The 12,199-nt window shown below is 71.3% G+C and carries 11 protein-coding genes; 6 read left to right on the top strand and 5 right to left on the bottom strand.

What is annotated here, in order from left to right; translation table 11 throughout:
- Positions 1 to 142 precede the first annotated feature (142 nt).
- Entirely contained in the window at positions 143 to 1,126 is a 984-nt protein-coding gene (locus HN013_RS13445) for a helix-turn-helix domain-containing protein (RefSeq protein WP_171166343.1), read from the top strand.
- Here the strand turns inward: HN013_RS13445 and HN013_RS13440 are convergent.
- The 4 genes from HN013_RS13440 to HN013_RS13425 all read right to left on the bottom strand — a co-directional run bounded on the left by HN013_RS13440 (position 1,030) and on the right by HN013_RS13425 (position 5,063).
- Complete coding sequence (locus HN013_RS13440; protein WP_171166342.1) at positions 1,030 to 2,082, bottom strand: 3-oxoacyl-[acyl-carrier-protein] synthase III C-terminal domain-containing protein; 1,053 nt, start codon at positions 2,080 to 2,082, stop codon at positions 1,030 to 1,032. The genes HN013_RS13445 and HN013_RS13440 overlap by 97 nt on opposite strands.
- Positions 2,083 to 2,167: 85 nt before the next feature.
- Positions 2,168 to 2,995 (bottom strand): helix-turn-helix domain-containing protein, encoded by an 828-nt coding sequence (locus tag HN013_RS13435; RefSeq protein WP_171166341.1) that lies wholly within the window; start codon positions 2,993 to 2,995, stop codon positions 2,168 to 2,170.
- A gap of 570 nt (positions 2,996 to 3,565) precedes the next feature.
- Positions 3,566 to 4,021 (bottom strand): MmpS family transport accessory protein, encoded by a 456-nt coding sequence (locus tag HN013_RS13430; RefSeq protein ID WP_171166340.1) that lies wholly within the window; start codon positions 4,019 to 4,021, stop codon positions 3,566 to 3,568.
- Positions 4,022 to 4,277: 256 nt separating this feature from the next.
- Positions 4,278 to 5,063, bottom strand: a complete 786-nt coding sequence (locus HN013_RS13425) for a VOC family protein (RefSeq protein ID WP_171166339.1) — start codon at positions 5,061 to 5,063, stop codon at positions 4,278 to 4,280.
- Positions 5,064 to 5,355: 292 nt separating this feature from the next.
- Between HN013_RS13425 and HN013_RS13420 the strand changes: the two genes are divergently transcribed.
- Positions 5,356 to 5,784, top strand: a complete 429-nt coding sequence (locus HN013_RS13420) for a CBS domain-containing protein (protein ID WP_171166338.1) — start codon at positions 5,356 to 5,358, stop codon at positions 5,782 to 5,784.
- A gap of 23 nt (positions 5,785 to 5,807) precedes the next feature.
- On the opposite strand, the gene HN013_RS13415 is transcribed toward HN013_RS13420, so the two are convergent.
- Positions 5,808 to 6,590, bottom strand: a complete 783-nt coding sequence (locus HN013_RS13415) for an SDR family NAD(P)-dependent oxidoreductase (RefSeq protein ID WP_171166337.1) — start codon at positions 6,588 to 6,590, stop codon at positions 5,808 to 5,810.
- A 91-nt stretch (positions 6,591 to 6,681) separates the two neighbouring features.
- Here HN013_RS13415 and HN013_RS13410 point away from each other — a divergent pair, with 91 nt between their 5' ends.
- The 4 genes from HN013_RS13410 to HN013_RS13395 all read left to right on the top strand — a co-directional run bounded on the left by HN013_RS13410 (position 6,682) and on the right by HN013_RS13395 (position 12,173).
- A complete protein-coding gene (locus tag HN013_RS13410; protein WP_171166336.1) occupies positions 6,682 to 7,266 on the top strand; it encodes a TetR/AcrR family transcriptional regulator in 585 nt (194 codons plus the stop codon).
- 483 nt (positions 7,267 to 7,749) lie between these two features.
- Entirely contained in the window at positions 7,750 to 8,586 is an 837-nt protein-coding gene (locus HN013_RS13405; RefSeq protein WP_171166335.1) for a carbohydrate ABC transporter permease, read from the top strand.
- A 212-nt stretch (positions 8,587 to 8,798) separates the two neighbouring features.
- Entirely contained in the window at positions 8,799 to 9,572 is a 774-nt protein-coding gene (locus HN013_RS13400) for an ABC transporter ATP-binding protein (protein WP_171166334.1), read from the top strand.
- Between the two features lie 72 nt (positions 9,573 to 9,644).
- On the top strand, positions 9,645 to 12,173 hold the full coding sequence (locus HN013_RS13395) for an ABC transporter permease (protein ID WP_171166333.1): 2,529 nt from the start codon (positions 9,645 to 9,647) through the stop codon (positions 12,171 to 12,173).
- Positions 12,174 to 12,199 lie beyond the last annotated feature (26 nt).

Below are 12,199 nucleotides of genomic sequence, written 5' to 3'. Positions count from 1 at the left end.
GCCCCGCCCGGGAACTCCGCCGCACCCCCCACCTCCCCAACGGCGACTCCGCTCTATCATCGGGCCCGGACAGTTCTTTTTCAGGTGAGGACAGCGCGCCTCGAAAGACGGGGGTTCCAGGCATAGGAAGGGAGTTGCTCCATTGGACGCGGAGGTGCTGCGCCAGATGCTCACGGAGCGCAGGGCGGCAATCAGCCCCGAGAGTCTGGGCCTCATACGGCTGGACCCCAGGGGCAGGAAGTCACCCGGCCTGACGCAGGCGCATGTCGACCACTTACTCCTCCGGGCGCCGGGGACGTACGGAAAGCTGGAGCGCGGCGTCCTGGACAGCCCGACGCCGGAGTATTTGCGCGATGTGGCCCACCTCCTGGGCCTCACCGAGCAGGAATGGGTCGTGCTCTACAGCTATGCCCGAGGGGAGCAGCCGCCCTATCCGCTCACCATGAACCCGGAAGTGACCGTCCCCGGGCACTGGATGCGGATAATGCACGCCTTCTCGGGCATCGCCTACCTCTGCGACCCGCAATGGAACGTACTGGCCTACAACGAGGCTTTCGCCGCGATATTCCCCGGCCGCCGTCCTCCCTGCAACACCATGCATTGGATGCTGTTCAACAAGGACGCGCGTGACCGAGTGCTCACCGACTGGGAAACCCGTTGGGCAGCGGTCGTGGCACCCCAACTCCGAGTCGCCCTGGCGCGGAACCCCGACAACCGCACCCTGCGCACACTGAGTCAGCAGTGCCTGGCCGATCCGCGGACCCGGAAGTATTTCCGGAGCGTTGCTCCCGGTCACGCACATCCGGACGGCGCCGAGCGGCCGCTCCATCACTCCGAACTCGGGCCCGGTTCCCTCACCATATCCGTCAGCGAACCGGTCGGAACCCAAGGGACCCTGCTGTACCAATTGCTGTTCAGGCCCGTCGGCGTGGAATGGCCCGACGCCCTCCCGGAGATCCGGCCCCGGGCCGTCGACGACCCCGCCCGGTTCTTCGCGGCCTTCTCAACGACAGCTCGGGAACAGCCCGTTCACGATGACCAGACACCGTGGCAGGCGGTCGTGAAGAAGCCGGGCCCAAAAGCGACCAGCAGTCCCCTCGCGTTCGCTTCCGGCGGTTCCTCATAAGTACGGGCCAGCACGTCCAGAACGGACACACCCCCCAGATTCCCGCTGTTCTCCATGCTGTTCCAGGAGTGGCGCAGGACTTTCTCGTCGATGCCCAGCCCCCGGGCCATGTCGTCGAGGATCCGCGGCCCCCCGGCGTGGACGACGGCCCACTCGGGCGGCGAGGCGAACCCGACGGTCTTCAGCCGGCCGAGCAGTTCCGGCAGGACCTCGCCCGCCGCCGCCACGGCCTTCCGGGTGGAGTCGAAGTGCAGCCCCAGCTCGTCGACGCGGCACCAGTAGCGGTCGAGGCTGTTCGGCAGCAGGTATTCCCAGCTGCCGTCGATGCGGAGACCGGGCCCTCGCCGCTCGCCGGTGACGACGCAGGCACCGGCACCGTCACCGAACAGCGCCTTGTAGATCATTGAGCTGAGATCAGTGTCTTCATGGCGATAAATCGTACTCAGCGTCTCCGCGGCGACCACCAGGACGCGGCTGTCCGGGCGGGCCATGATCTCGTCGGCGGCCCGGGCCAGCGCCTGTGCGCCACCACCGCATCCGAGGGAGGCCATCGGCGTCCGTCGGACGTCCGGGCGCAGCCCCAGGGCGTTGATCAGGTGGACGTCCAGGCCGGGCGTGGTCCACGAGGTGGTGTGGCTGGTGACGACGGAGTCGATGTCCGACGGCTCCAGGTCGGCGTTGGCCAGGGCCTGGCGCGCCGCTTCCGCGGCGAGCCGGGCGCAGTCCTCGAAGGCGACCAGATTCCGTTCCTTGATCCTGGCCCCGCCCGAGACGGTCGGCGAGTCCAGCGGCCGGGTGAACCGGCGGCTTCGCACCCCCGAGGCCCTGGCGACCCTCAGGTAGGTCCCCAGTTTGGGATGGTCGGCGTGGTGCCGTTCGATGTCGTCGCAAATGTCGTCCGTCGTGACGACATGTTCGGGCAGGGCTATGGCGGGGCGCGCCACATATGCAGGCAACGGATCCTCCACGAAGGGATCGGATGGGAAACTGACCGGGGGTGCGGGGAGGGTAAGTCGCCCGCACCGATGGAAGAGTTGTCGTTCACTGGGCTCGCAGAACGGTCGATGCGCCGAGGCGGCGCTCCTCGCCCGGATGAAAAATCATCACCATCAGGCGCACACGGGGGTGGGACAGCGGCTCGGCCGCGCACAGCGTGACCCACCCCTTGCCCAGTTCGCTGTGGTTCAGGGGCCGTTCGTCACCATCGGGATGGGCGAAGGCTCCCCCGCCGCCGGCCCGGTACAGGGGTCCGGCAACGGGGTCGGCGAGAATATCCGCCTCCAGCTCCGCGAGGCCCGGGTCGTGCGGCAACGCGGCGACGGCGGCGCGCATTTGCGGGAGGGCCATCGGGAGCCAGTGGTCCTCCCAGCCCAACAGGACATCGCGCGCGGAGGGATCGAGCACCATCCAGCGCATCGTGTTCGCGCAGACCTTCCGGTCCGGGAACATGGCGGCGAAAGCGTCGTTGTAGGTCACCACACGCCAGCTCTGATCGCTGATGTAGGCCATGTGGGAGATGCTCTGCACCACTTCGCCCCACGCCTCGCGGACCTCCGTACCCGACGTCCGGTGGAGGGGGGTGGGAGGGTCCCGGTGCATCGTGTAGAGCCAGAGCAGGGTCCATTCGTGCTCGTTAAACGCGAGCAGTCGAGCCACGTCCCGCAATAACTCCTCAGGCGGGTGAGGGTAGTTACCGGCCTCCAAACGGTTGTACGTACCGTGAGTGCGGTGCAACAGTTGGTCCATCTGCGACTGACTGAGCCCGGGGGCCCGCCTCCCCTGTCGCGACGGCCTGCTCAAACCGTACTCTTCCGGGGCGATGGCCGCCCTCCGCTCACGCAAAAGTTGCTGGAGCGCCCCTTTGTCCATGTGCCCCCCTTACCACGGCCACTCCCCCAGGGGAAGCCGCTTTCATCCGACAGTTTTTCTGAGGAAAAGTTCCCCGAAGTAATGATCGCATCTCTCCTGCATCATCGGACTCATGGTTCGACCTACGGGGGTGATCGAACCTGATTCATCACTCCGCACAACGAGTGACCTGTCTGTTACTGGGAGGGGAAGATGCGGTCATCGTTCCAAGGAAATTGGCGACAATGGGCAGAGCTCATACGTCGGCAGTTACCACGTTCGGGTTTACGCGCCCACTTCGGGGCTCTTTCCACTGATTGTCACGCTAGCCGTACGGTCTCTGGCTGAAAAGCCATCCCACCCGAAGTGATGACGGCCGCTCCGATCGGCCGTCCGCCGGACAGCGATCTACCTTGCGCCGCACCGCAGTTGCCACCGGGCAGTTCCCGGAGCCACGACGGCGCACCGCCGAGGACGCGGGCCCTGTGGCCGAAGATCGCCGTGTTCGGCCGACCCGCGCCGGGCAGGCGGCACCCCTCCGGGGCGCCCGCCTCCCGGCTCCCGCCGGCGGCCCGGGCCGGCCGGCTGCGGCTAGAGCTTCGGGGCGAGGGCCACACAGATGGCACTGACGTACTCACCCTTCGCCGTCTGCTGCTTGACGACCGCGCCCTTGTACAGGATCCGGCAGGTGACCTGGCCCTTGCCCTTTGCGCCCATCGCCGAGACGGCGGGCGCTTCCCTGTTCTTGAGGGTCACCGTCTTGCGCCACGGCGCCTTCGGGGACTCCAGCGCCTTCATCGCGGAGGCGCCCTCTTCGTAGTCGACCGACTCCAACGGCTGGTCCGCCGTGACCTCGTAGGTCACCTCGAACGGCCCGTTGGCCCGCTTCTCCTCCCGCGCCGCCGCGGCGGAGGCCGACTCCTCGACCTCCCGTACCGCCTTGTCCACCTCGGCGTCGAAGGCACCGCAGCCCGCGGTCGACAGGACCGTCGCGGCCAGGGCGAGGCCGGTGAGGACGGAAAGGGCGGGGCGGGAGAGGCGCTTCACGACAGCGGCTCCTTCAGGGACGAGCGACCCGGGGGGCGCGAACTCGACAATGAAATCGATCTAAACGCAAAGTACCGGTAAAAACAAGCTTTTTCGGGAGCAATGACGCAGAGTGGGGCAACTCCGGTAGCCCTGCGCCGCTCAGGGCCGTCCCGGGACGCTCCGGGCCACTCCGGGCCGAAAGCAGGCCGGGATCGGCGGAGGCAGCACCCGGCTACCCCCGCCCCCTCCGCTCCCGCCCGGAGCCGCCGCCCCGCTACGCGGCCGCCGCCGGCTGGTCCGGCCTGATCACGGCGAAAGGCGCCCCGAACGGGTCCGCGAGCCAGGCCATGCGGCCGACCCCGGCCACGTCCGCCGCGGGCATGAGGGTGGAGCCGCCGTTGCCCTCCGTCGCCGAGATGACCGCGTCCGGGTCGGCGACGGCGAAGTACGGGATCCAGCGCGGTCGGTCGCCCTCCTGGAGGGGCGCCACGCCACCGAACGACGCCTCCTGCTGATCGCCCTCCGCCGTGGAGAGCACCTTATAGACCATGCCGGGAACCTCCATGTCCGCAACCCGCCACCCGAAGACGCCGCGATAGAACGCGTACACCGCGGTGGGGTCGGCCACATGGAGCTCGGCCCAGCACAACGCGTTCTCCTCCGAGGCGCGTTCGAGCCCGCTGACGGCCGCGGGCTGCCAGACGGCGAACTCGGCGCCGCCCGGGTCGGTGAAGCAGCCCATGCGGCCCGCCTCCATGACGTCGAAGGGGGCCACTCGCACGGTGCCGCCGCCCTGTTCGACGGCCTTGGCCGTGGCATCCGCGTCGGGTGTCCGGAAGTAGACGGTCCAGGCCGGCGAGGCACCCTCCTCGGTGAGGGGGCCCACCGCCGCGACGGTGGCGCCGTCGCGGCGGAAGAAGCCGTAGCCGCCCGCTTCCGGCCCCGCCGACTGGAACTCCCAGTCGAAGACGGCCCCGTAGAAGTCGGCGGACTGCCCGGTGTCCGGGCTGCCCAGGTCGAGCCAGTTGGGCGACCCGGTGACGAAATCGGTGGTGAGCATGGCCGTGAACCCCCATCTCCCTCGTGCCGCACTGCGGGTTTCGGTTCGTCCCCCTCGTGGTCCGGATGCCCCCCGGCCACGGTTTCTCTTCCTGCCCCCGTCCCAGTCTGGCACCGGGTACCGACGCCCGCCCGGCGCGGACCCCCGGCCGCCCCGCGTGCGGCATCACCACCACGGAGCAACCATGGGAGGAGATGGATGGTGCGGCGTGCCCCGCCGCGGGCGCCGTGGCGCACGGACCGGGGCCCGCGCACGGGGAAACCAGCAGGAGGCGCAGTCAGGAGGTACGACCATGACCACCGCCAAGGACATCATGCACAAGGGCGCGCAGTGGATCCCCAAGACGGAGACGCTGCTCGACGCCGCTCAGCGGATGGGCAAGCTGCACGTCGGCGCCCTCCCCGTCAGCGACGAGAACGAGCGCCTGTGCGGCATCATCACGGACCGCGACATCGTGGTGAAGTGCGTGGCCCAGGGCCACGACCCGTCGAAGTGCACGGCCGCCGACCTGGTCCAGGGCACACCGCGCTGGATCGACGCGAACGCCGACGTCGGAGAGGTCGTGGAGGAGATGGCCAGCCACCACGTCCGCCGGCTGCCGGTCATCGAGAACAAGAAGCTGGTCGGGATGATCAGCGAGGCGGACGTCGCCCTCAACCTGCCGGAGGACCAGGTCCACGCCTTCGCGTCGCGCGTGTACGCCACACCGCCGCAGACCTGACGCGGAACGGCCGCCCACTGCCGCTACGCGAGGTGGCCGCCGTCGATGTCGAGGACGGTGCCGGTCACGAAGGACGCCCCGGGGCTGGCCAGGAAGAGGACCCCGAACGCGATCTCCTCGGGGCGCGCGTAGCGGCCGAGCGCGGTGGTGGACCGCTGGAGATCGGCGGTCGGGCCGTCCTGGGGGTTCATGTCGGTCGCGGTGGAACCCGCCTGGATCACATTGACGGTGATGCCCCGGGACGCGAGGTCACGGGCGGCGCCCTTGCTGTAACCGATGACGGCGGCCTTGCCCGCCGCGTAGTCGGCGACGCCGGGGAAGCCGGTCCGGGCGGCGAGCGTGGAGCCGATGGTGATGACGCGCCCGTTCTCGCGGAGGACGCCGGCGGCGGCGCGGATGGCGGCCACCACGCCCCCGACGTTGACGGTGTACTGCCGGTCCAGGGCGTCCGTGTCGGCGGACGGGGCGCCGACCATGCCCCCCGCGAGTATCCCGGCGTTGTTGACGAGGACGTCCAGCCCGCCGAAGTCCCCGGCCACCGTGGTGACGAGGCGGGCGACCTGCTCCGGGTCGGCCTGGTCGGCGCGGTACGCCGCGGCCCGTACACCCAGCTTCTCCAGCTCCCGCACCACGGCCTCGGCCCGGTCGGCGGAGGCCCCGTAGCCGATCGCCACATCCGCCCCGGCCTCGGCCAGCATCCGCGCCGTCGCCGCCCCGATGCCCCGCGATCCACCGGTGACGAGCGCGACCTTGCCGGCCAGCGCCCCGCCCGTGCGTCCGCCGGCCGGCGTCTGCTGCTCGGTCATAAGAACCCTCCCTAGTTCTGTACCGCTCGGTACTGAACTGCAAGCTATCATATCGATCGGTACAGAATTCGACGACGGAGGCAGGCAGGCCATGACGACCGGACGCCCGCGCGGATTCGACATCGACGAGCGGCTGGACCGCGCGCTGCACGTGTTCTGGCGCCAGGGGTACGAGGGGACCGCGCTCTCCGACCTCACCGAGGCGATGGGCATCAACCGCCCGAGCCTCTACGCCGCCTACGGCAACAAGGAGGCGCTGTACCGCAAGGTGCTCGACCGCTACATGGAGTCGGCCGGCCACATCCGGGAGGCGTTCCGGCAGCCCACGGCGCGCGCCGTGGCCGAGTCGCTGCTGCGCAGCACGATCGGCCTCACCACCGGCGAGGGCGGGCCCGGGTGCCTGATGGTGCACGGCGCCCTGGCCACCGGGGCGCAGGCCGGCCCGGCCCGCGAGGAGACGCTCGCCCGGCGGCGCGCCTCGGAGGACGCCATCCGCCGGCGCTTCACGCAGGCCCGGCAGGACGGCGACCTGCCGGCGGACACCGACCCGGACGACCTCGCCCGGTTCGTCGGACTCGTCTGGTACGGCATCGCCGTCCAGGCCGCGAGCGGGACGGCACCGGACGAACTGCACCGGGCGGTCGACATCGCGATGCGCGCCTTTCCCGGGGCCTGAGCCCGAGCCCGAGCCTGAGCCGGGCCGCTCCCCCGACGGCTCGCCGGCCTCGGCTGTTCGCACCCCGACGGCCCGTCGCCGCCCCCGGCCGTTCGTGCCCTACGACGCGTCGCCACCGGCCGTTCGCACCCCGACGGCCCGCCGTCCCCGGCCGTCCACGCCCCGACGGCCCGTCGCCCCCGGCCGTTCGCACCCCACCGGCTCACCGCCCCGGCTGTCCACGCCCCGACGGCCCGCCGTCCCCGGCCGTCCACGCCCCGACGGCCCGTCGCCCCCGGCCGTTCGCACCCCACCGGCTCACCGCCCCGGCTGTCCACGCCCCGACGGCCCGCCGTCCCCGGCCCCGAAAACGCCGCACCAGCCCGCCACCCCAGCCGTTCGCGCCCTGTCGGCCCCCGCCGGCCGGCCGCTACCCTCCGAGCACCCGCCCGCGTACGGGCACCCGACGCCGCGGGCCCGCGTCCGCAGCGCACGGAGGTCGCCATGCGCCCGCCCCTCGCCCGCCGCACCCGACACCGCCTGGCCGCCGACGCGGCGCTGCTCGCCGTCGCCGCGGCCTTCGCGCTGCCGCTCGTCTGGCTGGCGCTGGCGTCCATGGACTCCGAGGCGGGGCTGAGCGTCCGGGCTCCCGGCTCGCCCACGACGGACAACTTCTCGGCGGTGCTGACGGACGAGATCACCTTCACGCCGATGCTCAACAGCCTGGTGCTGTGCGGCAGCGCGACCGTGCTCACCGTGTCCTGCGCGGCCCTGGCGGCGTACCCGCTGTCCCGCTTCCGGTCGCGGTTCGCCCGGCCCTACCTGCTGACGATCCTGTTCATGACCTGCCTGCCGATCACCGCGATCATGGTGCCGGTCTACGGGCTCTTCGTCCGGGTGAACCTCATCGACACCATGACCGGCACGGTGCTCTTCCTGGCCACCTCCCAACTCCCCTTCTCCGTCTGGCTGATGAAGAACTTCATGGACGCCGTGCCCAGATCGCTGGAGGAGGCGGCGTGGACGGACGGCGCGGGCCGGCTCACGACGCTGGTCAGGGTCGTCCTCCCGCTCATGGGCCCGGGCACGGCCGTCGTGGCCGTGTACTGCTTCGCGCTGATGTGGGGCAACTTCTTCGTCCCGTTCCTGCTCCTGCTCTCCCCCGACCTGCTGCCGGCGTCGGTGACCGTCTTCACCTTCTTCGGGAACCACGGGCAGGTGGCCTACGGTCAGCTCGCCGCGTTCTCGATCCTGTACTCGACGCCCGTCGTGCTGCTCTACGCGCTCGTCGCGCGGCGGCTCGGCGGCGGGTTCGCGCTGGGCGGCGCGGTGAAGGGGTAACACCTCAGGAGCGAACGTGCGTCCCGGGGAGGACGGCGTCCGTCTCAAGGACTACGCGCCGGAGCCGTTTCCTGCCCAAAGTGCGACCCCGGATTCCGGTCCTGGGGCCGACGCCCGGCCGGACGAACGCTCCGAGAATGGACGAGTCCCCTCCGATCCGGCCGCGACGAGTCCCCTTCCGCCGCGGCCGCCCCCATCCCCGAGGAGCCCACGTGTCCCCTGCGGTCGCCCCGCCCGCCCCCCGTACCGGCGCCGTCGTCGCCCGCGCCACCGGTCTGAGCAAGGTCTACGGCCATGGGGAGACCCGGGTGGCGGCCCTGGACTCGGTCTCCGCCGAGTTCCGCCGCGGCGAGTTCACGGCGATCATGGGCCCGTCCGGCTCCGGCAAGTCGACGCTCATGCACTGCATGGCGGGGCTGGACACCGTCACCTCCGGTTCCACCCGGATCGGTGACACCGAGCTGTCCTCCCTCGGCGACCGGCAGCTGACGCGACTGCGCCGGGACAAGGTGGGCTTCGTCTTCCAGGCGTTCAACCTGCTGCCGACCCTCACCGCGCTGGAGAACATCACCCTCCCGATGGACATCGCGGGCCGGAAGCCGGACCCGGAGTGGCTCGGGCAGATCGTGACGACGCTGGGCCTGTCGGCCCGGCTCGCCCACCGGCCGAACCAGCTCTCCGGCGGCCAGCAGCAGCGGGTGGCCGTGGCCCGCGCGCTCACCGCCCGGCCCGAGATCATCTTCGCGGACGAGCCGACCGGCAACCTCGACTCCCGCTCGGGCGCCGAACTCCTGGGCTTCCTCTGCGAGTCGGTGCGGGCCCTGGACCAGACGGTGGTCATGGTCACCCACGATCCGGTCGCGGCCTCGTACGCGGACCGGGTGCTGTTCCTGGCGGACGGACGCGTCGTGGACGAGATGCGGCGGCCGACGGCGCCGGCGGTGCTGGACCGGATGAAGGCGTTCGAGGCCCGCCGGGAGAGCTGAGCCGCCCTCCTGACCCCGTCCCCCTCACCCCGTCGCCCTCTCCCGCCCCAGAACCCCCAGGACCGCCCCTCCATGTTCCGCACCGCCCTGCGCAACCTCCTCGCGCACCGGACCCGCCTGCTGATGACCGCCCTCGCGGTCCTCCTCGGCACGGCCTTCGTCTCCGGCACCCTGATCTTCAGCGACTCCGTCGGCCAGGCGTTCCGCAACAAGATGGCCAGGAGCCTCGACGACGTCGCCGTCTCCGTCACCGCTTCCGGCCGCGGCCCGGACGCGGAGGGCGGCGGCCTCGACACCCGGCTGGCCGACCGGATCCGCGCCCTGCCCGGCGTCGCCTCCGTCCGTCCCTCCGTCACCGGCACCGTCACGGTCGCCGACCGGAACAACGACCCCGCGGGCAGCGAGTGGGGCAGCGACGGCGCCAACTACGTGCCCGGAAAGGACGGGAAGGACAGCCGGTACCCACTGGTCTCCGGCCGGGGCCCGGCCTCCGCCGGCGAAGTCGTGCTCGACACCAGGACAGCGGCGAAGACCGGCGCGAAGATCGGCGGCACCGTACGGCTGGCCGTGGACGGGCCCGTCATGACCAAGAAGCTGGTCGGCACCGTCGAGACGGACGACCCTCGGGTCGGCGCCGGCGGCAGCCTCGCGCTGTTCGACACGGCCACCGCCCAGAAACTCCTCGGCCGGCCGGGCGCGTTCGGCGAGCTCGTCGTCTCCGCGGCCCCGGGCACCGACCGGAACGCGCTCACCGCGAAGGTCCGCTCCCTGCTCCCGGAGCACGCCCTGGCCAGGAGCGGCGCCGAGCTGACGGCCGAGCAGTCGAAGGTCATCGACAACGAGACGAGCACGATCCGCAAGACGTTCCTGGTCTTCGCCGGGATCTCGCTCTTCGTGGGCGTGTTCATCGTCGCCAACACCTTCACCATGCTCATCGCCCAGCGCACCCGCGAGATCGCCCTGCTCCGCGCCGTGGGCGCCTCCCGCCGCCAGGTGGTCCGCTCGGTCATGATCGAGGCCGGCCTCCTCGGCCTCGTCGCGTCGGCCGCGGGCTTCCTCCTCGGCCTCGGCGTCGCCGTCGGCATGCGGTCGCTGCTCAACGCCAACGGGGCCCAACTGCCGGACGGGCCACTGATCGTCGAGCCCGGCTCGGCGCTGACCGCCCTCGGCGTCGGCGTCCTGGTGACCGTCCTGTCCGCCTGGCTGCCGTCCCGCAAGGCCGCGCGGATCGCGCCGGTGGAGGCGCTGGCCGCCGTGGACGCGCCCGCGACCACCCGGAGCCTCGTCGTGCGCAACACGATCGGCGCCGTCCTCACCGGCCTGGGCGTGGCGGCCATGCTCTACGTCAGCACCCTGGACAACGCCCGTGACCTCACCGTCCCCATGGCGGGCTCGGCGCTCACCCTCACCGGCGTGATCGTGCTGGCCCCACTGCTGTCCCGGCCGGTCGTCCACCTCTTCGGCCGGATCGCCACCCGCGTCTCCGGGGTGAGCGGCACGCTCGCCCGGCGGAACGCCCTGCGCAACCCGCGCCGCACGGCCGCCACCGCCTCGGCGCTGATGATCGGCCTGACGCTGATCACGGGCCTGACGGTGACGGCGGTCTCCGCCGACCGCGGCGTGGACCGGATGGGCAACCAGGACCTGACGGCCGACTACAAGGTCAGCTCCTCGGGCTTCCGCGGCCTCGCCCCGGAGACCACCCGCACGCTGGCGAAGCTGCCGGACGTCGCGGCGGCGGTGTCGCTCCGCCCGACGGGCTTCGAGTCCGCCGGCACCCCGGCCGGGCTGCGGGGCACCGACGTCCGGGCGGTCGGCGAGGTGACCGCCGTCAAGGTCGTCAAGGGATCCCTCGCCGACGTCCGGGGCAAGGGCGTCGCCGTGGCCGAGGACTACGCGAAGAAGCGCGGCCTGACCGTCGGCTCGGAACTGCCCATGACGTTCTACGACGGCAAGAAGGCCACGGCCCGCGTCGTCGCCGTCCACGCGAAGAACGACGTGCTGAGCGACGTCCTCGCCGCCGACTCCTTCGTCGATCCGCACCTGGACCGGGTCCGGGACTTCGAGATCCTGGTCAAGGCCGCCCCCGGCAAGGCCGCCGCTCTGTCCGAGAAGATCAAGGAAGCCCTGGGCGGCAACCCCCTCGTCAAGGTCGAGAGCCGGGACGACCTGCGCCGCGAGGCGGCGGGCGACATCGACGACGTCCTGTTCATGATGTACGGGCTGCTGGGCATGGCCGTGGTGATCGCCGTGATCGGCGTCGTCAACACCCTCGCCATGTCGGTCTTCGAGCGGACCCGGGAGATCGGGATGCTCCGGGCGATCGGCCTCGCGCGCTCCGGCGTCAAGCAGATGGTGCGGCTGGAGTCCGTGATGATCGCGATGTTCGGCGCGGTGCTCGGGGTGGCCGTGGGCCTCTTCCTCGCCTGGTCGGGCGGCCATCTGCTGCGGTCCTCGTTCCCGGAGTACGAGATGGTCGTGCCGTGGGGCCGGATCGGGGTGTTCCTGCTGCTGGCGCTGGCGGTGGGCGTCCTGGCGGCGGTGTGGCCGGCACGGCGGGCGGCGCGGCTGAACATGCTGGAGTCGATCGGGGCGCAGTGAGTAAGGGTCCCCGGGCCGTACAGGGC

The organism is Streptomyces sp. I05A-00742, assembly GCF_013055795.1.
Taxonomy (GTDB): Bacteria; Actinomycetota; Actinomycetes; order Streptomycetales; family Streptomycetaceae; genus Streptomyces.
The sequence above is the reverse complement of the archived record's forward strand: the minus strand, read 5'-3'. Positions and strand labels throughout refer to the sequence as shown.

Bases quoted from the DNA above. Each gene is read 5' to 3' on its own strand.
- HN013_RS13435 (WP_171166341.1), bottom strand. From the start codon at position 2,995: ATGGACAAAGGGGCGCTCCAGCAACTTTTGCGTGAGCGGAGGGCGGCC.
- HN013_RS13425 (WP_171166339.1), bottom strand. From the start codon at position 5,063: ATGCTCACCACCGATTTCGTCACCGGGTCGCCCAACTGGCTCGACCTG.
- HN013_RS13420 (WP_171166338.1), top strand. From the start codon at position 5,356: ATGACCACCGCCAAGGACATCATGCACAAGGGCGCGCAGTGGATCCCC.
- HN013_RS13415 (WP_171166337.1), bottom strand. From the start codon at position 6,590: ATGACCGAGCAGCAGACGCCGGCCGGCGGACGCACGGGCGGGGCGCTG.
- HN013_RS13410 (WP_171166336.1), top strand. From the start codon at position 6,682: ATGACGACCGGACGCCCGCGCGGATTCGACATCGACGAGCGGCTGGAC.
- HN013_RS13405 (WP_171166335.1), top strand. From the start codon at position 7,750: ATGCGCCCGCCCCTCGCCCGCCGCACCCGACACCGCCTGGCCGCCGAC.
- HN013_RS13395 (WP_171166333.1), top strand. From the start codon at position 9,645: ATGTTCCGCACCGCCCTGCGCAACCTCCTCGCGCACCGGACCCGCCTG.